Consider the following 19,861-nt stretch of genomic DNA (forward strand, 5'->3'; position numbering starts at 1 on the left):
GGCCTCAGAGGCCCTTGAGGATCTCCCGCATCAGCTCGGCGGTCTCGGACGGCGTCTTGCCGACCTTGACACCGGCGGCCTCGAGGGCCTCCTTCTTCGCCTGCGCGGTGCCCGAGGAGCCGGAGACGATGGCGCCGGCGTGGCCCATGGTCTTGCCCTCGGGAGCGGTGAAGCCCGCGACGTAGCCGACGACCGGCTTGGTCACGTTCTCCTTGATGTAGGCAGCGGCGCGCTCCTCGGCGTCACCACCGATCTCGCCGATCATCACGATCGCCTTGGTCTCGGGGTCGTTCTCGAACGCCTCGAGCGCGTCGATGTGGGTGGTGCCGATGATCGGGTCACCACCGATCCCGATGGCGGTGGTGAAGCCGTAGTCACGCAACTCGTACATCATCTGGTAGGTCAGCGTGCCCGACTTGGAGACCAGGCCGATGGGGCCCTTGCCCGCAATGGTATGCGGGGTGATGCCGGCCAGCGACTCCTCCGGCGAGATGATGCCGGGGCAGTTGGGGCCGATCATCCGGGTCTTCTTGCCGTCGAGGTAGGCGAACACCTCGGCGCTGTCCTGGACCGGGACACCCTCGGTGATGACCACCAGGAGGGGGATCTCGGCGTCGATGGCCTCGATGCAGGCGTCCTTGGTGAAGGCCGGCGGGACGAAGGCGACGGACACGTTGGCGCCGGTCTCCTTCATCGCCTCGGCGACCGTGCCGTAGACGGGCAGTTCCTTGCCGTTGAGCTCGACCGTGGTGCCGGCCTTGCGCGCGTTGACTCCACCAACGATGTTGGCGTCGGCCTGGAGCATCAGGTCGGTGTGCTTGGAGCCCATGCCACCGGTGATGCCCTGGACGATGATCTTGGAGTCCTTGTTCAGGTAGATCGTCATTTCAAGTTCTCCTAGTCTCAGGCGTTCGCCAGCTCGGCAGCCTTGTCGGCTGCGCCGTCCATGGTGTCGACCTGGGTGACGAGCGGGTGGTTCAGCTCGTTCAGGATCGCGCGGCCCGCGTCGACGTTGTTGCCGTCGAGGCGGACGACCAGCGGCTTGGTGGCCTTGTCGCCGAGCAGTTCCAGGGCGCCCTTGATGCCGTTGGCGACCTCGTCACAGGCGGTGATGCCACCGAACACGTTCACGAAGACGCTCTTGACCTGGTCGTCGTTGAGGATCACGTCGAGACCGTTGGCCATCACCTCGGCGTTGGCGCCGCCACCGATGTCGAGGAAGTTGGCGGGCTTGACGCCGCCGTGGTTCTCCCCGGCATAGGCGACCACGTCGAGGGTGCTCATCACGAGGCCCGCGCCGTTGCCGATGATGCCGACCTGGCCGTCGAGCTTGACGTAGTTGAGGCCGAGGTCCTTGGCCTTCGCCTCGAGCGGGTCGGCCTCCTCGCGGATCTCGAACTGCTCGTGCTCGGGGTGGCGCACCTCGGAGGCGTTGTCGTCGAGCGACACCTTGCCGTCCAGGGCCTCCAGCTTGTCGCCCTCGAGGCGGGCCAGCGGGTTGACCTCGACCAGGGTGGCGTCCTCCTCGACGTACACCTGCCACAGCTTCTGGACCATCTCGATGGCCTGGTCGCGCAGCTCGGCGGGGAACTTCGCCTCGTCGACGATGGCGGCAGCCTTCTCCGCGGTGACCCCCTCCAGGGCGCTCACCGGGATCTTCTTGACGGCGTCGGGATTGGTCTTGGCGACCTCCTCGATCTCCACGCCGCCCTCGACCGAGGCGATGCACAGGTGCGAGCGGTTGGCGCGGTCGAGCAGGAAGGAGAAGTAGTACTCCTCCACCGGCGGGGTCGCCGGGGTGACCAGGACACGGTTCACCGTGAGGCCCTTGATCTCCATGCCGAGGATGTTCGAGGCGTGCTCGAAGGCCTCGTCAGCGGTCTTGGCGAGCTTGACACCGCCGGCCTTGCCGCGGCCGCCGGCCTTGACCTGGGCCTTGATGACGGTCACGCCGCCCAGTTCCTCTGCGGCGCTCCTGGCGTCCTCAGCGGTCTCGACGACCTTGCCGAGCGTCGTGGCGACACCGTGCTTGGCGAAGAGTTCCTTCGCCTGATATTCCATCAGGTCTGACATCCACCCAGTCCTTTTTCTGTTCGACAGTCCGGGGATTCCTCAGGGCACCCTAGACCCGACCCGGCACCTGCCTCCAAGTCGGGTCGCCCAACGGACCGGTAACAAAACCTTGGCCGAGTTCGTTGATTCCCCTGCGGATGGCCCACCCGGTCATCCACAATGGCCCGAAGTGGTGATTGCCAACGCTCCGGGGCAATCGGCTACAGTCTCTTAGCGCTTCGCACCCGAGGTTTGAGGAATTCTGCATGGGCAACCACCGAGCTCCCCGTCGTGGAGCGAAGTCCGCGACCCCGGGAGCCCCGGTCGCCGCCCGCGCCGGCGGCAAGCGCAAGGCCGTCAAGCCCACCGCCGCCCGTGGCTCGTTCCTCCGCGCCCTGCCCTCCACCCCGGTCGCCCTCGGCGTCGTCGCGTTGACCCTCTCGGCCACCGGCGCGGTGACCCTGGGCCAGTCGTCGGTGGAGCCTGCCGCAGCCCAGCCGCTGCGCCTGACCCAGGCCGCGGGCGCGATGACCGGCACCAGCCAGGTCGCCTCCACCTCCGCGCTGAGCCAGCGCGAACAGGCCGTCTCACGGGACTCCCGCCGTGACGCCCTGCAGGACGCCTCGTCGGAGCAGCTCAAGGAGGCCGCTGACGCGATCGCGCAGGAGCGCAGCGCCGAGCTGAAGAAACTCGCCGAGAGCGCAGAGAAGCACTCCGCCGAGCTCGCCCTCAACGGGTGGACCCTGCCGCTGACGAGCTATCGCATCACCGCCAGCTTCGGCCAGTCCAGTGGCCTGTGGGCCAACACCCACACCGGGCTCGACTTCGCCGCCCCCAAGGGCACCCCGGTGATGTCGGTCACCAGCGGAACTGTCACCTCGGTCGCTTCGGCCGGCGCCTATGGCCAGCGCATCATCATCACCACCGACAAGGGCGAGGAGTTGTGGTACGCCCACCTCTCGGCGTACGCCGTGAGTGTCGGCGACCAGGTGCGCCCCGGCGAGGTCGTCGGCTATGTCGGCTCGACCGGCAACAGCACCGGCCCGCACCTGCACCTCGAGGTCCGTCCCGGCGCCGGCGACCCGGTGGACCCGCGCCAGGCCCTGATCGCGCACGGCCTGCGTCCCTGAACCCGGCGGGACTCACACCTTCTCGACGGGCGCGTAGCGCAGCAGCAGCCGCTTCACGCCCTGGTCACCGAAGTCGACGGCGGCAACGGACTTCTCTGCGGCGCCCTCGACGCTGACCACGGTCCCGGCCCCGAAGGTGCCGTGGGTGACCCGGTCCCCCGGCGAGAGCGAGGGGATCTCGCGGGCGGGCTTGGCCTTCTTCGCTGCGTCCAGGCGGGCGGCAGCCGAGCCGAAGTTGCGGCGACCGGCCGCCGTGGGGGCGCCGAAGTCGACCCCGACGCGGCTGGTGGCAGCGGGCCGGTTCCACGAGGTCTGCATCGCCGCCGTACGCCGCCACTCGACCAGGTCGGTGGGGATCTCGTCGAGGAACCTCGATGCCGGGTTGTGGGCGGGGGCTCCCCAGGCGGACCGCATCACCGCACGGGAAAGGAAGAGTCGCTCACGGGCCCGGGTGACGCCGACGTAAGCCAGGCGTCGCTCCTCCTCGAGCTCCGGGCGGTCGCCCAACGAGCGCATGTGCGGGAAGACGCCGTCCTCGAGTCCGGTGAGGAAGACCACCGGGAACTCGAGTCCCTTGGCGGTGTGCAGGGTCATCAGGGTGACCACTCCCCCATCATCGGCGCCGGCGTCGCCGCCCTCCTCCGGCGGAGCCGGCGGGATCTGGTCGGCGTCGGAGACCAGCGCCACCCGCTCCAGGAAGTCCGACAGGCCCGGGCGTTCGGTACCGGCCACCGTCGCGTCGGGGTCGGCGGGATCCACCGAGGGTCCCGCGACCGGGTCATCGGAGAACTCGCGAGCCACGGCAACGAGTTCGGCGAGGTTCTCCACCCGGGTCTCGTCCTGCGGGTCGTCGGAGGCCTCGAGCGACTCGAGGTAACCCGAGCGGGCGAGCACCGACTCGAGGACCACGTCGGGTCGTTCACCCGCATCGACCATGGACTGGAGCTCCTCGACCATGTCGACGAACCCACGGATCGCGTTCAAGGAGCGGGTGGCGAGCCCATCGGCCTCCGCGGCCCGGCGCAACGCCTCGAAGAAGATGATCCCCTCGCGCTCGGCGAACGCGGAGACCATGGCCTCGGCGCGATCCCCGATGCCACGCTTGGGGGTGTTCAGCACCCGGCGCAGGGAGATCTCGTCGGCGGGGTTGGCCAGCATCCGCAGATAGGCCAGCGCGTCGCGCACCTCGCGGCGCTCGTAGAAGCGGACTCCCCCGACCACCTTGTAGGGCTGACCGGTGCGAATGAAGACTTCCTCGAAGACCCGGGACTGGGCGTTGGTCCGGTAGAAGACGGCGACGTCGCCGGGTCGTACGCCGTCGGAGTCGGTCAACTTGTCGATCTCGTCGGAGACGAAGCGAGCCTCGTCGCGCTCGTCGTCGGCGACGTAGCCGACGATCTTCGCCCCGTCACCAGCCTGGCTCCAGAGCCGTTTCGGCTTGCGGCCGGAGTTGTTCGTGATCACCGCGTTGGCGGCGTTCAGGATGGTCTGGGTGGAGCGATAGTTCTGCTCCAGCAGGATCGAGGTCGCGTCGGGGAAGTCCTGCTCGAAGTCGAGGATGTTGCGGATGTTGGCGCCCCGGAAGGCATAGATCGACTGATCCGCGTCACCGACCACCATCAGTTCGGCCGGCTCCACCCGCTCGCCACCTGAGGGGGTCTCTTCCATCGAGTCGGCGCAGAGCTGGTGGATCAACGCATATTGCGCGTGGTTGGTGTCCTGGTATTCATCGACCAGGACGTGACGGAATCGGCGGCGATAGGTCTCCCGGATGTCGGGGAACGTCTGGAAGAGGTGGACGGTGAGCATGATGATGTCGTCGAAGTCGACGGCGTTCGCCTCGCGCAGGCGACGCTGGTAGAGCGCGTACGCCGCGGCGTACTGCCGCTCGAAGCCGTTGCCCGCGTCCCGGGCGGCGTCCTCGGGATCCTGCAACTCGTTCTTCTTGTTGGAGACCCAGTTGAGCACGGCGCGTGGCTGGAACTTCTTCGGATCCAGGTCGAGATCCTGGCAGACCAGGGTCATCAGTCGCTTGGAGTCGGCCGCGTCATAGATGGAGAACGAGGACTTGAACGCCGTGCCGTTGAAGTCGAGGGCAGTGATCTCCTTGCGCAGGATCCGCACGCATGCGGAGTGGAACGTGGAGACCCACATGATCCGGGCCCGCTTGCCGACCAGTTCCTCGACCCGCTCCTTCATCTCGGCAGCGGCCTTGTTGGTGAAGGTGATCGCCAGGATCGAGCCGGGGTGTGCCTTGCGCTCGGTGATCAGCCAGGCGATCCGCCGGGTCAGCACCCGGGTCTTGCCCGACCCGGCGCCTGCGACGACCAGGAGCGGTCTCCCGGCATGGACGACGGCGGCACGTTGTGGCTCGTTGAGCCCGTCGAGGAGGGCATCGGAGGAGGGAGTACGTCGAGGTTCGACGGACTCCAGGCCAGGGATCGGGAACGAGGTGCTCATGCTGTGCCCCAACCTACGTGGACCCACCGACACCCGGTCGCCGGGTCACGGCACACATCAGCACTTGTGCGGCGTTGCTGACGAAAATGCACGTCACAGCACTGCTCAAGCGACCAGGACACCGCGTTACAGCACGGAGAGGCAGCGGAGGCAGTGGGCTCAGACGTGCGCGGAGGACCAGAAGACGGCCACTGCGACGTTGGCTACCGAGAGTGCCAGCAGCGCGTAGTAGAGGCCGTCGGCGACCTTCTCCTTGCGCAGGTTGGCCATCACCAGGCCCAGCACGACCAGGCCGATCAGGAGCTTGACGCCGATCTTGGCGTGGTTGACGTCGCCGTCGCCGGCCTCGAGGACCCCGACCAGGAAGAGGCCGGCCAGGAAGGCAGTGCCGGCGCCGTCACGCATCGCCGCGTTGACCACCTTGTCGGCCGTGCCCATCTGGACCAGCAGGCCACCGATCAGGGCAGCGAAGCCGAGGAGGTGGAGGAAGAGCAGAACCAGGCGCAGGGTATCCATGACGCCGATGCTACGACGCGCTGTCGTAGTAGCGACAGCAAGGAGACCCTAACCCGGCGGCTGTGTGCCGCTCGTGCCCTACTTCCTGGCCGCTGCCTTCTTGGTCGCAGTCTTCTTGGCGACCGGCTTCTTCGCCGTGGCCTTCTTGGCAGCCGGCTTCTGGGCGGTCTTCTTCGTTGCAGCCTTCTTCGCGGCTGCCTTCTTCGCCGGCGCCTTCTTCGTCTTGGTGGGCCGCACCACCAGGACCGGGCACGGCGCATAGTGCTGGACCCTCTGGGCGGTGCTCCCCATCAACACGGTGTCGCTCAGTCCGCGTCCACCCGCGGCGATCACGACCAGTCCGGCGTCGTACTGCTTGGCGGCCTTGATGATCTCGTTGGCCGCGGACCCGCTCCGGATCCGTTTGTGCACCGGCCCCTCCCAGTCGTCGAAGACGGCGGCGAGGGCGTCGACCGCATCGGCTGCGGCCTTGCGCGAGGAATTGTCCTCACGCTTCTGCGGCTTCGTGGAGGGCGAGAGGTCGTTGGCGAAGGCGACCGCGGCCAGGGGGCGGATCACCGCCACGATCGAGATCTCGGTGACCTTCTTCGGGTCGGCGAAGGCCTTGAACTTCCTTGCCGCGGTCAGGGACTGCCGCGAACCGTCCGTTGCGATGACTACGTGCATGCTTGCCTCCCAAGATGCGCCTCAAGCCGGGCCTTCGCTCCACGGTAGACCAGCCGGGCCCCCAGCGCGAGCATCAGAGCAGGCGTCGATCACTCGCCCAACGGGTGAGTTCGTGGCGCGAGGAGAGTTGCAGCTTGCGCAGCACCGAGCTCATGTGGGTCTCCACCGTCTTCACCGAGATGAAGAGCTCCTTCGCGACCTCCTTGTAGGCATAGCCGCGGGCGATCAGCCGCATCACCTCCCGCTCGCGCTCGGTGAGCCGGTCCAGGTCCTCGTCGACGGCAGCCACCTCGATGGAGCCGGCGAACGCGTCCAGGACGAAGCCGGCCAGGCGCGGGGAGAAGACCGCGTCACCCTCGGCGACCCGCTTGATCGCATCGACCAGCTCGGGTCCGGTGATGGTCTTGGTGACATAGCCGCGGGCACCGCCGCGGATGGTGCCGATCACGTCCTCGGCGGCGTCGGAGACACTGAGCGCGAGGAACCGGGTCTCGGTGGTGCCGAGCTGGCGCATCACCTCGACGCCGCCTCCCCCGGGCAGGTGTACGTCGAGGAGTACGACATCGGGTTGGTGCTCGCGGATCGCGGTCACCGCAGTGGGCACGTCCTCGGCATCGGCAACGATGTCCAGCGTCCCGGGCGCGGCGGCCCCCTGGAGCTCGGCGCGCACTCCGGCACGGAACATGGCATGGTCATCGACGATGACGACTCGGGTCACGACTTCTCCTCCTGCAGCGGCATCCGCAGCACCACTTCGGTGCCCTCGCCGGGTGCACTCCTGATTCTCGCGGTCCCACCGTGGCGCTCCATCCGCGCCTCGATGCTGCCCCGGACCCCTTGCCGGTCCGGCGCGATGGCCGTGGGGTCGAAGCCGACCCCACGGTCCTTGACGTAGATCTCCACTGCCGACGACGAGACCTCGGCATAGACGTCGATCTTGCCGGGGCCGGCGTGCTTCGCGGCGTTGGTGAGCGCCTCGCGGGTCGCGTGCACGATCGGCACCAGGTCCTCGGTGACCGGGGTGTCCCCCACCGTCACGGTCTCCACGACGGCGTGCCAGGCATCCTCGACCTCGGCTGCCAGTTCGCGCAGGGCGGCCGCGATCGATTCCCCGGCCTCGGCCGGGTCGGTGAAGAGCCAGGTCCGCAGGTCGCGCTCCTGGGCCCGGGCGAGCCGGGCGACCGTCGCCGGGTCGGCGGCGTTCTTCTGGATCAGTGCCAGGGTCTGCAGCACCGAGTCGTGCAGGTGCGCGGCGACGTCCTCGCGCTCCTGGGACCGGACCCGCTCGGCCCGCTCGTCGGCCAGGTCGGAGGCGAGACGGAAGATCCACGGCCCCAGGGTGAGCGCGATGCCGACCACCCCGAGCAGCCCGGCGATGACGATCTCGCGGGCCACCCCGACGCCACCGCTGGTCAGGGCGAAGACTCCGAGGGCGGTGAGGATCAGGGAGCAGCCGGCGAGGACGCGGAGCCACGATGCCCAGCCGCCGGATCCGAAGAGTGCCCGGATCGGGTTGATCCGTTCGGTGGTGTCGAGCCAGCGCTCGCGCTGTGCCTGGTCGGCCTGGCGCCAGATCAGGGCGATCCCGACCAGCCCGATGACGACCGGCCAGAAGAGCGCCCCGCGGCCGAAGGCGACCTCGGCCATCAGCACGATCCCGATGCCGAGGGCGCCCAGCGCGATCATCGGGCCGACATCGCCCAGGGTGCGACTGGTGCCCGGGCGCTTGCCGGTCCGGGTGGCGGCGGCGAGGCCGGGGGCGTCGTCGCTGAACTTCTCGTCGGTGGGCAGCACCATCCACAGCCCGGCGTACATCGCGATCCCCATGCCGCCCAGGACGGTGCCGACCACGAAGGCGAGCCGGATCCAGATCACGGGCAGGCCGAGGTGGCGGGCCAGTCCCGAGGCGACGCCACCGAGCCAGGAGTCGGCGGTGTCGCGGGTCGCCCGTCGTACGTCGTGGGGCCCGGGTGCTGCGCCGGTCCCGCCTGCTGTGGTGGTCATGTCGGTTCAATCGTCACACAGTGCCCCGGTGGCGACCACGGGGCAGCACCCTGATTCCGACCCCGGGGTGACCCCGAGACAGGCGGCCGCCGAGCGGGGTTGAATCAGGGTTGTTCCCGATGGTCCCGGCCCCGGCCGGGCGCGAGAGTTGAGGCATGAGCGAACAGAACCCGTCCGGCGCGGGGGACGACCCCGGCCGGGCCGACACCCAGACCCAGGCCCCACCCACCCACGAGTCGCAGGGCCCCCGCGTCAGCGGGGAGGAGATGCGCGACCTGTCCCGGCTGCGCCGCAGCAGCTGGGACAAGCACGTCGCCGGTGTTGCCGGCGGGCTGGGGCGCCACTTCGACATCGACCCGGTGATCATCCGGGTGGCGTTCGTGGTGCTCACCTTCTTCGGCGGCGCCGGCCTGATCGTCTATGCCGCGATGTGGCTGATCGTTCCCGACGACCACGGCGCTGCGGTGGTCAACATCGACCAGCGCTCGCGCAACGTGGCCCTGATCGGAGCCGGCGTCCTGGCCGGCCTCTCGCTGCTGGGCGACGCGTTCGGTCCCGGTTGGGGTGGCTGGTTCCCGTGGCCGCTGCTGATCCTCGGCGTGATCGCGTGGGTGCTGCTCTCCCGGCGCGACCGCCAGGCGCCTCCCGGGACGCCGGGCACGGCGACGTACGCCCCGGCCGGGCAGCCGTACGCCACCCAGCCCTACCCGACGCAGTCCTATCCGACCCAGCCGTACGCCGCACCCGCAGGGTGGGCCGGCCAGCCGCCCCGCCAGCCGCGGCCCCGCAACCCGCGCAAGCGGGGACCGATCCTCTTCTGGTTCACCCTCGGCCTGGTCGCCCTCGGCCTGGGCACGCTGGGCATCGTGGACGCGGCCGGCGCCAACGTCATCGGATCGGCGTACCCGGCCCTGGCCCTGGGCATCATCGCGGTGATGCTCGTCGTCGGCGCCTTCTATGGCCGCGCTGGTGGCCTGATCGCCCTCGGCCTGGTCACGGCGATGGGCTTGACCATCGGCACGGTGGTGGACCGCTGGGAGGGCCAGCGCTACCTGGACCGCCCGGTCACCGCAGCGGCGGTCACCACGCACTATGACTTCGGGGCCGGCGAGGTGGTCCTGGACCTGACCGAGGTGGCGGACGTCGAGGAACTCGACGGCACCACGATCGACATCGACGTGGATCTGGGCCGCATCGAGGTGATCGTCCCCGACGACATCACCGTCCACGCCCATGCCCGGGTCAACGCCGGCGGTGAGGCCCGCCTCTTCGGCGAGCGCGCCAACAGTGGCTGGGACTACTCGTTGTCCCGGTCCCGCTCCGGCCCGGACGGGGCACCCGAGCTCACCATCCGCGCTGAGGTTGACTTCGGCGAGATCCAGGTGCGTGCGCGATGAACCACCCGGCATTCGATGCAGAGAACCCGACCCGCAACCATGCCCAGGAGGCACTGATGGAGAACGAGGACTCCGGGCGCCACCCGGTCAACACCGGCCACCTGGTGATGGGGCTGGCCTTCGCCGGCCTGGTCGCCGTGTGGGCCGTGATCTCGAGCGACCTGGTCGCCGAGCGCGACATCCGCTGGCTGATGCCGGTGCCGTGGGTCGTCGCCGGCGCGGTCGGCCTGGCGGTCGCCGCGTGGAGCGGCGTACGGGGCAAGAAGCACGCGCCAGTCGCACCTGCAGCACCCGTCGCCGACGACACCACCGAGTCCACCATGGTCATCCCCACCGAGGAGGACGCACGATGAACAGTTCAGCTCCGCGCCGACTGCTCCGCAGCCGCGACAACCAGATGATCGGCGGCGTCTGCGCCGGTCTGGCGAACTACTTCCATCTCGACACCAACCTGGTGCGGGTGCTGACCGTGATCGCCGCGCTGTTCAGCTTCGGCACGGCCCTGGTCGCCTATCTGGCGGCCTGGGTGTTGATGCCGAACCACTGAGCATGTGGGCGGTCATGGCCCGAAATCCCTCGCATGCTGCCAGCACCAGGTCCGGCTGGTCCGTGATCAGGCCGTCGACACCCGCATCGAGGAAGGCACGCGCCTCACCGACCAGGTCTCCCGACGCCCCAGGTCCGCCGTCACCGTGCAGGTTGCTTGGCAGGAAGCGGTTCTCGGCCCGCAGCGTCCATACGTGCACGGTGAGCCAGTGCCGGTGCGCGTCACGGACCAGGGCGGAGGGCGTCGAGATCGCACCGCTCGCGTCCCGGGGCAGGACCAGGGACTTGTGCACGCCGATGCCGTCGGCGTACTCGTCGATCCAGGCCAACCCGGCCGGCGTACACAGGTCGCCATAAGTCCGCGGGTCACCGACCGCCGCCAGGTCCGGCGGACGCAGGTCCGCGGTCTCCAGCAACTGCACCAGTTCGATCCCGGTCCGGGTGGCCAGTTGCCGCAGCACGGTGGGCTCGAAGGACATCACGGTGACCCCCGACCTGGGGTGGGCCATCTCGTGACGAGCCAGGTCGGACAGCAGCGGGTCGTCCAGCGGCAGCCCGATCGAGGCGAAGTACGCCGCGTGCTTCAACTCCAGCAACAGACCAACGCTCCGGTTGGCCCGGACCGACTCCGCCCGCAGCATGGCGAGCACCTCGTTCAGCGAGGGGATGCCGCAGGTGCCGTCGTACGCCGCGGACTCCGGCCGCATGGAGGGCCACCGCTCCCGCGCCGTCAGCCGCTTGAGTTCGGCCAAGGTGAAGTCCTCGACGAACCAACCGTGCCGCTCGACTCCGTCCAGCACCTTGGTGGTGCGGCGATCGGCGAACTCCGGACGCGAGGCGACATCCGTGGTCTCGGAGAGTTCGCCCTCATGGCGTGCGACCAGGACTCCATCGGCGGTGATGACCAGGTCGAGTTCGATCGCGTCGGCACCCATCTGCACCGCAAGGCGATATCCCTCGAGCGTGTGCTCGGGACGCAAGCCGCTGGCGCCGCGGTGGGCCACCACGGCCGGGGTCACCACCAGGCTCCGGACCGGAGCGCGGTGGCTCGTGCGCGACACGCCAAGTTGGGTCACGACTCCAGTGAGGCACACCCGGGCGTCCAATCGGTGGAGGCGCGGTGAATGCTGGATGGCCAACGGTCGCCGGAGCCTGGGATGCGGGACTCGGTTGCCGTTATTGCAGTTGGGGTTAGCATGGAGGCATGGTGGCCCACGCATTCACAACCTCGCTCGACCCGGAAGACCCCACGGTCCGGTCCGACGCCAAGAACCTGATCGACCGGCTCAGCGATGACACCCCGGTCGAGGCAGCCGTGCGCGCCATGCTCAAGGACATCGCCCAGGGATCACGGGTGGTGGTGCTGCGAGCCGAGGACGAGGTGACTCCCGCCGAAGCGGCCGAGATCCTCGGCGTGACCCGCCAGTTCGTCGATCGCCTCTGCGAGGACGGCGTGCTGGCCTTCCGCCGCCTGCCCGGCAGTCGCCATCGACGCATCCGCGTCCAGGACGTCGTCGACCTCGCGGCCGAACGCGAGGATCGCCGGGCCGGCAGCGAGGCATTGCGCGCGGCGCTCGGGGAATAGCCCTGTGCCTCGACTCGAGCGGGTTTTCATCGACACCAGCGAACTGTTTCCGTTCACGGTCATGGACGTGATGCTCACGCTGTCGGAGGACTTCCTCTTCACGTGGGTGTGGACAGACGAGATTCTCGAGGAGTGGGAGAGGGTGATCGTCCGCGATGGCCGTCGCACCTCGGCCTCGGCCGCCTCGGTGACAACGGCGGTGCGGACTCATTTCGGTCGCTACCGCATCGACCCGGCCCTTTACCGCGACAAGATCACCGACGACCTCTCCTCCGACCCCGCTGACCGCGTCCACGCCGCAGCCGCAATCCACGGTGACGTCGACGTCTTGCTCACCCGGAACCTGAAGCACCTGCGCACGGATGCGGTGCTGTCCGCTGGAGTTGAGGTCATCACTGCGGACGAGTTCCTTTGCGCGCTGCTGTCTGACCGGCAAACTGACGTCGTTGCGTCGTTCACCCGCGCGAGCAAGAACAAGAAGAACCCACCCGTGACGCCCTTGGAACTGGCCGGAAAGGTTGCTGCTGCGGGGGCGCCGAGATTCGCCGACCAAGTCCGGCCACTCCTCGAACACTGACCCAGCCGAGCAGCCACGACCTCCCACGGCCACACCTGTCCCCGTTTGGCAGCATGGCGGCATGTCACTCAGTTACGTTTCCGCCCTGGACGCCCCCGACCTGCTTGCCGATCCAGTGGCGAAGGCGCTGGAGTCCTGGCCGCACGCGGGCGACGTACGCGTGGCCGGGATCGACCCGGAACTGGCCGACACCGCCGCGATGAGTGAGGCCTATGGGTTCGCGATGGAGCAGAGTGCGAACTGTGTCGTGGTCAGCGGCAAGCGCGCCGGCGAGGAGCGGCTCGCGGCCTGCCTGGTCCGTGCCGACACCCGCGCAGACGTGAACAACGTGGTCAAGCGGCTCCTCGACGTACGCAAGTGCTCCTTCCACCCGATGGAGCGGGCCGTGGAGGAGACCGGGATGGAGTACGGCGGGATCACCCCCGTCGGCCTCCCCGACGGGTGGCGCCTGCTGGTCGATCCGCGGGTGCTGGAGATCGACGAGGCGGTCATCGGCAGCGGCGTACGTCGTTCCAAGCTGTTCCTGCCCGGGCGCCTGCTCGGCGAACTCCCGGGCGCCGAGGTGATCGAGGACCTGGCCAACTGAACCCAGCCGGGCGAGCACCTCACTCGCCGGGGCGTGACAACCTTTCTGTCATCCCGACCGCTCATAACGGTCGAGGAGGACAGATGGGTGAAGCAGTGATGGCCAGACCAGTGGCGGACACCGCAGGTGATGCGGGGTCGGGTTTCGCCGACTTCGTCGCCAGCCGCGGTGACGCGCTGTGGCGCAGCGCCTGGCTGCTCACCGGTGACAGCCAGCTGGCCGAGGACCTGGTCCAGACCGCGCTGGCCAAGGCCTGGCCCAAGTGGGGCCGGGTCGACGTCTTCGAGGCATACGTGCGCCGGATCCTGTTCACCACCTATGCCTCGTGGTGGCGGCGCCGCTGGAACGGCGAGCTCCCCTTTGCGGACCTGCCCGAGCATCCGACGTACGACGTGGACCCGACCACCCGAGGCGACCTGGCTGCCGCGCTTGCCGCGCTGCCGCGGGGACAGCGAGCGGTGATCGTGCTGCGCTATTTCGAGGACCTCACCGAGCGCCAGGCCGCCGAGGTGCTCGGCTGCAGCGTCGGCACCGTGAAGAGCCAGACTGCCCGCGCACTGGCTGCGCTCCGCTCCTCCTCACACCTGAGTCTCCCGGAGGAGGAACGATGAACGACCAACGCCCCGACCGACACGACAGCCTGCGCGAGGCCCTGTCCTCGCTGGTCCCCGAGCCCCCAGAGGTCCCCGATCGGGCGGGCGCGGCCCGTCAGCGACACCGCAGCCGACGGGCCCGGATCCTCACCGCCGGAGCCGTCGTGGCCGTACTCGCCGTGATCGCGGTGCCGCTGGCATTGGGCGGGCTCGGAGCGTCCTCCAACGACTCCCCGAGCATCGTCGCCGATGACGAGAACGGCCCAGGGTCCCAGTCGCTGAGCGCCGCTGCCGCAGTCACCTGTGCCTCACTCGTCGAGGACGGAACACTGCCGCCACTGACCGGCGCGAACACCTTGCCGGAAGGGCCCGTCGCCGTCCTGATGTGCTCCCCCGGGGGCGGGGTCAGCTTCCAGGCGCCACCCGATGCGCTCACCCAGGACCCCGATGCCCTGGTGGACCTGATCAATGCGGCACCGCTGCGAGCCGATGACCCGAACATGGCCTGCACCATGGACCTGGGGCCGACCTGGGAGTTCGTCTTCGGCTATGCGGACGGCAGCACCCGCACCATCCGTGCCGAGCGGCACGGCTGCGGCGGGATCTTCGTCGGCGACGGTGTGCGGGGAGACAGCGGCACGACCGCCACCCTGGTGGATGCGTTCACCGGAGCACTGCACGACCAGCGCGCCGGACTGGAGCCGCCGACCCCGGCACCCGTCGTCGAGACCAGTTGTCGGGACCCCTACATGTCCGAGAGCCGTGCCGTCTCGGCGATGCCACTGCGGGCGCCGGTCGAGTTCGACTCCGCAGTGCTGTGCCTGCCCGACGATGCCACCGGCACCACCGAGGAGATCGAGATCGGCGCCGACGAACTGAGCATCCTGCTCGCCGACATCGAGGCCAACACCTCCACCACCCCCCGACGTGACCTCGCCGGCTGCTCGGACTTCGATTCCTATGCGATCTATGGGGTGACCCCGTGGGGAGATCGACAGTTGTTGTCGGGTCATTGCGGTGAGTTCTTCCTGGACGTCGACATGTACTGGCATCCGAGTCCGGCGGCCAGTGACGTCCTCGCCACCCTCGCGGCTGACGCCCGGTGATACGACGACATCGCCTCGGATGTGGCGGACATCCCCTTGCGATCGTGACAGTAATGGTGTCACAGTTGGCGCAGCCCTGATCCGCGTCAACCGTGAGGACGATCGATGAAGCTCTCCATGCCCCTGATGTATGCCGGCAACCCGCGCGAGGCGGCCGACCAGGTCACCGCCCTGGAGGCAGCCGGACTGGACTCGGTGTGGATCGCGGAGGCCTACGGCTTCGACTCCCCCACCCTGATGGGCTACCTGGCCGCGAAGACGGAACGGATCGAGATCGGTGCGGCGATCCTGAACATCTATTCGCGCACCCCCGGCACCTTGATCCAGACCGCGGCCGGCCTCGACAACGTCTCCGGGGGCCGCGCGATCATCGGCCTCGGCGCCTCGGGCCCACAGGTGATCGAGGGGTGGCACGGCCTGCCCTACGCCAAGCCGCTGGCGCGCACCCGTGAGGTGATCGAACTGATGCGCGCCGGGATCCGCCGCGAGAAACTGGAGGCCGACGGCATCTTCAAGCTGCCGCTGACCAAGGAGGACGGCGCGGTCACCGGCCTGGGCAAGGCGCTGAAGATCCTCACCCACCCCGAGCGTCCCGCGGTCCCGATCTACATCGCTGGCCTTGGCCAGAAGAGCGTGGAGCAGGCCGCCGAGATCGCCGACGGCTGGCTGCCGTTCCTCTACGCCCCGGAGAAGGCCGCCTCCATCTGGGGTGACGCCCTGGCTGCTGGCGCCGCCAAGCGCTCGGCCGACCTGGCTCCACTCGAGGTGGTCGCCGGCGGCATGTGCGCGATCGGCGAGGACGTCAAGGGCCTCCTCGACTTCGCCCGGCCGCTCTTCGCCCTCTACATCGGTGGCATGGGCGCCCGTGGAAAGAACTTCTACAACGACCTCGCCGTGCAGTACGGCTATGAGGCCGAGGCCAGGGAGATCCAGGACCTCTACCTGGACGGCAAGAAGAAGGAGGCCGAGGCCGCGATCCCGCTCGAACTGCTGGAGATGGCCAACCTGGTCGGCCCGGCGTCGTACGTGAAGGAGCGGATCGAGGCGTTCCGCGAGTCCGGCGTGACCAACCTGCAGATCACCCCGGCCGCCGACGACGCACCCGCCCTGATCCGCCAGGTCAAGGAGCTCATCGGATGAGCCTGGCCCCCGGCATCGACGAGACCACCACAGCGTACGACGCGGACCTGGCGCCGATCGACGGCGAGCCGCAACAGCGCCTGGCCGACTTCATCACCGAGGCCTCGCTGATGCTGGGCGCCGGCTCTGCGGTGATGTACCAGTTGGCGATGAAGGGTGTCGGTCTCGGCGTGGCCGAGCACAGCACGGCATTGGTCCGTCCGATGGACCGGCTGCGCACCACGCTCACCTATGTCTACGTGATGATCCTGGGCACCGACGAGGAGCGCGCGGTGGTCACCCGGCTGGTCAACAAGGCACATGTCCCGATCCGCTCCACGGGCCGTTACAACGCCTTTGATCCCGACCTGCAGTTGTGGGTGGCGGTCACCCTGGCCCAGAACACGTGGCTGCACGAGAAGATGTTCGGCGAGTTCGACCCCGCCACCCGCGAGCAGGTCTACCGCGACGGCTGGATCTTCGGCACCGCACTGCAAGTGAGGCCGGAGATGTGGCCCCGGACGTACGCCGATTACCAGGCGTACTGGGAGGACGTGCTCGACAACCGGCTCGAGCAGGACCCGCTGGTCCAGGCCTATGCGAAGCGGCTGCTCAGCGCCGAGGGCATGCCACTGCTGGTCAAGCCGCTGGTGATGCTGCAGAACCTGCTCACCCGCGGCAACCTCGATCCCCGTGCCCGGGCAGTGCTGGCGCTGCCCTGGTCACGACGCGACCAGCGGATCTATGACCTCTTCTTCGCCGTCCTGGTCCCCGTCTATCGACGTACGCCGCGGTGGTTGCGCACCCTGCACGGGCGGCTGGTGCTGCGCGATGCCCGGCGCCGCATCCACGGCAACAAGCACCTGATCTGATCAGGCGTCGCCGGCGGCTGGTCGGACCAGGGAGCCGGTGATCAGGTCGTTGGCGGTGCGCTGGAACTCGACGACCACGGCCTCCACGGTGAGTTGGCGCAACCGGGCCACCGTCTCCTCGAAGGCCCGGGCCTCCTCGGGCGTGTGCTGACCGCTGCGGAAGGGCTCGAGGACCTGGGTCTTCATGATCGCGGTCAACTCCCTGGCCAGGACGCTGATGTGCTCGTGGATCGCCTCGCCGGCGGAGACGATGCTGTCCAGCGGGATGTCCAGGCCGAGCAGGTCGATCCCGATCCGGAAGGCCGGTTGCGGCACCCAGGAACGGCCGGAGGCCTCGATAGCCCGCATCGCCACCAGCGTCTCCAGATCGGATGCGGTGAGCTTGCGCCCTGCCAGCGCCTCCAGTTTTGCCTTGCTCAATTCCTCGCGGGCCTGCGGCGCCCACGGGATCAACATGGCGCGGCGCAGCACCAGTTCGTCGACGGTGATCTCGGCGGGCAAGCCACCCATGTAGCCCTCGATCGCCTGCAGCGTGAACCCGTGGTCCTGCAGGGCACGGACCATCTCCAGGCGCGCCTTGTGGCCCTCGTCGTAATAGGCGATCCGGCCGCGCCGGATCGGCTGCGGGATCAGCCCGAGCGTCGCGTAATAGCGCGTGGTGCGCACCGTCATCCCGACCGCCGAGGCCAGTTCGTCGATGGTCAGCAGGCCCTCGTTGTCAGATCCCTCAGCGGCACTCATGACTGTAACAGTATTGCTGTCACCTGACCTCGCACAAGACGCCGCCGCAGCCGACGGATCCGTGACGCCATCCGCGAATGATCGTTGACAAGGCGTGCGCCAGAGCCTTGACGCCAGCCGGCACTAATGTGACGCTATCTCTGTAACAGTTTCACTGTCATCGTTTGAGTGATCGTTGATCGGAGCGCAATGTCGGGTCCCGTGGCACCGCCCCGCGCGCCGCGCCACTCCCCCGACGAGACCCTGCTCGAGGGCCTGCGCGACGGCCTCGGCACCGGCATCGCACGGATCCGCAGCCAGTGGCGCCCCCTGGCCGCCTTCGTCTCCCTGCTCCGCCTCGGCGTGCAGATGATCACCGCCACCGTCCGCACCATCGCCACGAAGAACTTCGCTTTCGAGGAGTTCGTGGTGCAGACCTGGTACACGATCCGGGTCTGCACCCTGCCCGCCCTCGCCGTCTCGATGCCATTCGGCGTGATCCTCGCCCTCCAGGTCGGCGTCCTCGCCCAGGAGGTCGGCGCCGTCGCCTTCACCGGGGCCGGCAACACCCTGGCCGTGGTCCGCCAGGCCTCCCCGATGATCACCGCACTGATGCTCGCCGGCGTCGCCGGATCGGCGATCTGCGCCGACCTCGGCGCCCGCAAGATCCGCGAGGAACTCGACGCCCTGGAGGTCATGGGCATCTCCGTCGTCGACCGGCTCCTGGTCCCCCGGATGCTCGCCACCGTGGTGGTCTCGGTGCTGCTCAATGGCGTGGTCATGTTCTTCACGATCATGACCACGCTGGGCGTCAGCGTGGTGCTCCAGGACCTGCCACCGGGCGCCTACCTCGCCTCGGTCACCACCCTGGCCACGATGGGAGACCTGTGGCTGTCCCTGGCCAAGGCCGCCATCTTCGCGGTGATGTGCACCGTGGTCGCGGCCTGGAAGGGGATCAACACCTCCAGCGGACCGACCGGCGTCGGTGACGCCGTGACCAGCGCCGTCGTGCTCAACTTCATCCTGCTCTTCGCCGCCAACTTCGTGATCTCGCAGGTCCACACCCAGATCTCCGGGGGGCCACTGGGATGAACACCACGACCCGCAACGTCGGAAGCGCCGTCGACAAGGCTCTCGTGGAGCCCGCCGTCCAGATGGGCGAACTGGTCGTCCTCTCCTGGCGCGCCCTGCGCGGCATCCCGCTTGCCGTCACCCGCTATCGCGGCGAGGTCGGCCGGGTGCTGGCCGAGGTCACCCTGGGCTCGGGCATCTTCGTCGTCGGCGGTGGCGTGGTCGGCGTCGTCCTGCTGCTCTCCACCCTGACCGGCACCGAGGTCGGCCTGGAGGGCTACAACGGCCTCGACGTGATCGGCCTCGCCCCGCTGACCGGCTTCATCTCCGGCTATGCCAACACCCGCGAACTGGCCCCGATCATCGCCTCGCTCGGCTTCGCCGCCCGGATCGGTTGCGGCTTCACCTCCCGGATCGGTGCGATGCGGATCGCCGAGGAGGTCGACGCCCTCGAGTCGATGGCGATCCGGCCGATCCCCTACCTGGTCAGCACCCGGGTGGTCGCCTCCCTGATCGTGATGCTGCCGCTCTTCCTGATCGGCCTGGTCGGCACCTACCTGGCCACCGACTTCATGGTGACCACCTTCTTCGGCCAGTCATCGGGCACCTATGACCACTACTTCTCCACCTTCGTGGCCCCGATCGACGTGGTGTACGCCGGCATCAAGGTGATCGTGCTGACGCTCGTCGTCACCCTGATCCACTGCTACTACGGCTACACCGCCACCGGCGGCCCCGAGGGCGTCGGCAAGGCCACCGGGATGGCGATCCGCACCAGCATCATCTCCATCACCCTCCTCGACATCGCGCTGACCCTGACCCTGTGGGGTCCGGACCAGCAGGTCCAGATCAGCGGGTGAT

General features: G+C 68.7%; 22 protein-coding genes. 13 read left to right on the forward strand and 9 right to left on the reverse strand.

From position 1 onward, the window contains the following. Window positions 1–4 precede the first annotated feature (4 nt). Window positions 5–886 carry a succinate--CoA ligase subunit alpha gene (sucD, locus tag Q9R27_RS08540; protein ID WP_311251938.1) on the reverse strand — a complete coding sequence of 294 codons (882 nt, stop codon included), beginning with the start codon at window positions 884–886 and terminating at the stop codon, window positions 5–7. Window positions 887–903: 17 nt separating this feature from the next. Beyond that, window positions 904–2,073: an ADP-forming succinate--CoA ligase subunit beta gene (gene sucC, locus Q9R27_RS08545; protein ID WP_311251939.1), complete on the reverse strand. Its 1,170-nt coding sequence runs from the start codon at window positions 2,071–2,073 to the stop codon at window positions 904–906. 245 nt (window positions 2,074–2,318) lie between these two features. Here sucC and Q9R27_RS08550 point away from each other — a divergent pair, with 245 nt between their 5' ends. Next, complete coding sequence (locus Q9R27_RS08550; RefSeq protein WP_311251940.1) at window positions 2,319–3,182, forward strand: M23 family metallopeptidase; 864 nt, start codon at window positions 2,319–2,321, stop codon at window positions 3,180–3,182. Between the two features lie 12 nt (window positions 3,183–3,194). Here the strand turns inward: Q9R27_RS08550 and pcrA are convergent, their stop codons facing one another. From pcrA to Q9R27_RS08575, 5 genes are all read right to left on the reverse strand, one after another. Then, a complete protein-coding gene (gene pcrA / locus Q9R27_RS08555; protein WP_311251941.1) occupies window positions 3,195–5,642 on the reverse strand; it encodes a DNA helicase PcrA in 2,448 nt (815 codons plus the stop codon). A 159-nt stretch (window positions 5,643–5,801) separates the two neighbouring features. Continuing rightward, entirely contained in the window at window positions 5,802–6,158 is a 357-nt protein-coding gene (locus Q9R27_RS08560; protein ID WP_311251942.1) for a hypothetical protein, read from the reverse strand. Window positions 6,159–6,236: 78 nt separating this feature from the next. Further along, entirely contained in the window at window positions 6,237–6,824 is a 588-nt protein-coding gene (locus Q9R27_RS08565; RefSeq protein WP_311251943.1) for a universal stress protein, read from the reverse strand. A 73-nt stretch (window positions 6,825–6,897) separates the two neighbouring features. Next, on the reverse strand, window positions 6,898–7,542 hold the full coding sequence (locus tag Q9R27_RS08570; protein WP_311251944.1) for a response regulator transcription factor: 645 nt from the start codon (window positions 7,540–7,542) through the stop codon (window positions 6,898–6,900). Next, window positions 7,539–8,828, reverse strand: a complete 1,290-nt coding sequence (locus Q9R27_RS08575) for a PspC domain-containing protein (RefSeq protein WP_311251945.1) — start codon at window positions 8,826–8,828, stop codon at window positions 7,539–7,541. The genes Q9R27_RS08570 and Q9R27_RS08575 overlap by 4 nt, the downstream gene beginning before the upstream one ends. A 155-nt stretch (window positions 8,829–8,983) precedes the next feature. Here Q9R27_RS08575 and Q9R27_RS08580 point away from each other — a divergent pair, with 155 nt between their 5' ends. From Q9R27_RS08580 to Q9R27_RS08590, 3 genes are read left to right on the forward strand one after another with little or no spacing between them, the layout of a single operon-like run. Continuing rightward, window positions 8,984–10,225 carry a PspC domain-containing protein gene (locus tag Q9R27_RS08580; protein ID WP_311251946.1) on the forward strand — a complete coding sequence of 414 codons (1,242 nt, stop codon included), beginning with the start codon at window positions 8,984–8,986 and terminating at the stop codon, window positions 10,223–10,225. Next, window positions 10,222–10,578, forward strand: coding sequence for a hypothetical protein (locus Q9R27_RS08585; RefSeq protein WP_311251947.1), 357 nt, complete (start codon window positions 10,222–10,224; stop codon window positions 10,576–10,578). The genes Q9R27_RS08580 and Q9R27_RS08585 overlap by 4 nt, the downstream gene beginning before the upstream one ends. Beyond that, entirely contained in the window at window positions 10,575–10,772 is a 198-nt protein-coding gene (locus Q9R27_RS08590) for a PspC domain-containing protein (protein WP_311251948.1), read from the forward strand. Before Q9R27_RS08585 ends, Q9R27_RS08590 begins: the two co-directional genes overlap by 4 nt. Here Q9R27_RS08590 and Q9R27_RS08595 read toward each other — a convergent pair. Next, the gene (locus Q9R27_RS08595) at window positions 10,711–11,832 is read right to left on the reverse strand and encodes a glycerophosphodiester phosphodiesterase family protein (protein WP_311251949.1); all 1,122 of its coding nucleotides are present in this window, start codon (window positions 11,830–11,832) and stop codon (window positions 10,711–10,713) included. The genes Q9R27_RS08590 and Q9R27_RS08595 overlap by 62 nt on opposite strands. Window positions 11,833–11,975: 143 nt before the next feature. Here Q9R27_RS08595 and Q9R27_RS08600 point away from each other — a divergent pair, with 143 nt between their 5' ends. The 7 genes from Q9R27_RS08600 (at window position 11,976) to Q9R27_RS08630 (ending at window position 17,209) form a co-directional block, all read left to right on the forward strand. Continuing rightward, complete coding sequence (locus tag Q9R27_RS08600; protein WP_311251950.1) at window positions 11,976–12,356, forward strand: helix-turn-helix domain-containing protein; 381 nt, start codon at window positions 11,976–11,978, stop codon at window positions 12,354–12,356. Between the two features lie 4 nt (window positions 12,357–12,360). After that, on the forward strand, window positions 12,361–12,933 hold the full coding sequence (locus tag Q9R27_RS08605) for a PIN domain-containing protein (RefSeq protein ID WP_311251951.1): 573 nt from the start codon (window positions 12,361–12,363) through the stop codon (window positions 12,931–12,933). A 61-nt stretch (window positions 12,934–12,994) separates the two neighbouring features. Beyond that, a complete protein-coding gene (locus Q9R27_RS08610) occupies window positions 12,995–13,519 on the forward strand; it encodes a YbaK/EbsC family protein (protein ID WP_311251952.1) in 525 nt (174 codons plus the stop codon). An 83-nt stretch (window positions 13,520–13,602) separates the two neighbouring features. Continuing rightward, complete coding sequence (locus Q9R27_RS08615) at window positions 13,603–14,130, forward strand: SigE family RNA polymerase sigma factor (RefSeq protein ID WP_311251953.1); 528 nt, start codon at window positions 13,603–13,605, stop codon at window positions 14,128–14,130. Next, on the forward strand, window positions 14,127–15,218 hold the full coding sequence (locus Q9R27_RS08620; RefSeq protein ID WP_311251954.1) for a hypothetical protein: 1,092 nt from the start codon (window positions 14,127–14,129) through the stop codon (window positions 15,216–15,218). Before Q9R27_RS08615 ends, Q9R27_RS08620 begins: the two co-directional genes overlap by 4 nt. A gap of 105 nt (window positions 15,219–15,323) precedes the next feature. Next, window positions 15,324–16,358, forward strand: coding sequence for an LLM class F420-dependent oxidoreductase (locus tag Q9R27_RS08625; RefSeq protein WP_311251955.1), 1,035 nt, complete (start codon window positions 15,324–15,326; stop codon window positions 16,356–16,358). Then, window positions 16,355–17,209: an oxygenase MpaB family protein gene (locus tag Q9R27_RS08630; protein ID WP_311251956.1), complete on the forward strand. Its 855-nt coding sequence runs from the start codon at window positions 16,355–16,357 to the stop codon at window positions 17,207–17,209. Before Q9R27_RS08625 ends, Q9R27_RS08630 begins: the two co-directional genes overlap by 4 nt. Here Q9R27_RS08630 and Q9R27_RS08635 read toward each other — a convergent pair whose 3' ends face one another. Then, entirely contained in the window at window positions 17,210–17,950 is a 741-nt protein-coding gene (locus Q9R27_RS08635) for a MerR family transcriptional regulator (protein WP_311251957.1), read from the reverse strand. 201 nt (window positions 17,951–18,151) lie between these two features. Here Q9R27_RS08635 and Q9R27_RS08640 point away from each other — a divergent pair, with 201 nt between their 5' ends. Together Q9R27_RS08640 and Q9R27_RS08645 are read left to right on the forward strand one after the other, a co-directional pair. Further along, entirely contained in the window at window positions 18,152–19,021 is an 870-nt protein-coding gene (locus Q9R27_RS08640; RefSeq protein WP_311251958.1) for an ABC transporter permease, read from the forward strand. 62 nt (window positions 19,022–19,083) lie between these two features. Next, complete coding sequence (locus tag Q9R27_RS08645; protein ID WP_397219663.1) at window positions 19,084–19,860, forward strand: MlaE family ABC transporter permease; 777 nt, start codon at window positions 19,084–19,086, stop codon at window positions 19,858–19,860. Window position 19,861: the final 1 nt, after the last annotated feature.

Source organism: Nocardioides sp. AE5 (assembly GCF_031844485.1).
Taxonomy (GTDB): domain Bacteria; phylum Actinomycetota; class Actinomycetes; order Propionibacteriales; family Nocardioidaceae; genus Nocardioides.

What these genes read in the sequence shown, in the direction of transcription:
- Q9R27_RS08630 (WP_311251956.1), top strand. Translation starts at nt 16,355, where the DNA reads ATGAGCCTGGCCCCCGGCATCGACGAGACCACCACAGCGTACGACGCG.
- Q9R27_RS08560 (WP_311251942.1), bottom strand. Translation starts at nt 6,158, where the DNA reads ATGGATACCCTGCGCCTGGTTCTGCTCTTCCTCCACCTCCTCGGCTTC.
- sucC (WP_311251939.1), bottom strand. Translation starts at nt 2,073, where the DNA reads ATGTCAGACCTGATGGAATATCAGGCGAAGGAACTCTTCGCCAAGCAC.
- sucD (WP_311251938.1), bottom strand. Translation starts at nt 886, where the DNA reads ATGACGATCTACCTGAACAAGGACTCCAAGATCATCGTCCAGGGCATC.
- Q9R27_RS08615 (WP_311251953.1), top strand. Translation starts at nt 13,603, where the DNA reads ATGGGTGAAGCAGTGATGGCCAGACCAGTGGCGGACACCGCAGGTGAT.
- Q9R27_RS08635 (WP_311251957.1), bottom strand. Translation starts at nt 17,950, where the DNA reads ATGAGTGCCGCTGAGGGATCTGACAACGAGGGCCTGCTGACCATCGAC.
- Q9R27_RS08580 (WP_311251946.1), top strand. Translation starts at nt 8,984, where the DNA reads ATGAGCGAACAGAACCCGTCCGGCGCGGGGGACGACCCCGGCCGGGCC.
- Q9R27_RS08625 (WP_311251955.1), top strand. Translation starts at nt 15,324, where the DNA reads ATGAAGCTCTCCATGCCCCTGATGTATGCCGGCAACCCGCGCGAGGCG.
- Q9R27_RS08620 (WP_311251954.1), top strand. Translation starts at nt 14,127, where the DNA reads ATGAACGACCAACGCCCCGACCGACACGACAGCCTGCGCGAGGCCCTG.
- Q9R27_RS08645 (WP_397219663.1), top strand. Translation starts at nt 19,084, where the DNA reads ATGGGCGAACTGGTCGTCCTCTCCTGGCGCGCCCTGCGCGGCATCCCG.
- Q9R27_RS08575 (WP_311251945.1), bottom strand. Translation starts at nt 8,828, where the DNA reads ATGACCACCACAGCAGGCGGGACCGGCGCAGCACCCGGGCCCCACGAC.
- Q9R27_RS08590 (WP_311251948.1), top strand. Translation starts at nt 10,575, where the DNA reads ATGAACAGTTCAGCTCCGCGCCGACTGCTCCGCAGCCGCGACAACCAG.
- Q9R27_RS08610 (WP_311251952.1), top strand. Translation starts at nt 12,995, where the DNA reads ATGTCACTCAGTTACGTTTCCGCCCTGGACGCCCCCGACCTGCTTGCC.
- pcrA (WP_311251941.1), bottom strand. Translation starts at nt 5,642, where the DNA reads ATGAGCACCTCGTTCCCGATCCCTGGCCTGGAGTCCGTCGAACCTCGA.
- Q9R27_RS08550 (WP_311251940.1), top strand. Translation starts at nt 2,319, where the DNA reads ATGGGCAACCACCGAGCTCCCCGTCGTGGAGCGAAGTCCGCGACCCCG.
- Q9R27_RS08600 (WP_311251950.1), top strand. Translation starts at nt 11,976, where the DNA reads ATGGTGGCCCACGCATTCACAACCTCGCTCGACCCGGAAGACCCCACG.
- Q9R27_RS08565 (WP_311251943.1), bottom strand. Translation starts at nt 6,824, where the DNA reads ATGCACGTAGTCATCGCAACGGACGGTTCGCGGCAGTCCCTGACCGCG.
- Q9R27_RS08585 (WP_311251947.1), top strand. Translation starts at nt 10,222, where the DNA reads ATGAACCACCCGGCATTCGATGCAGAGAACCCGACCCGCAACCATGCC.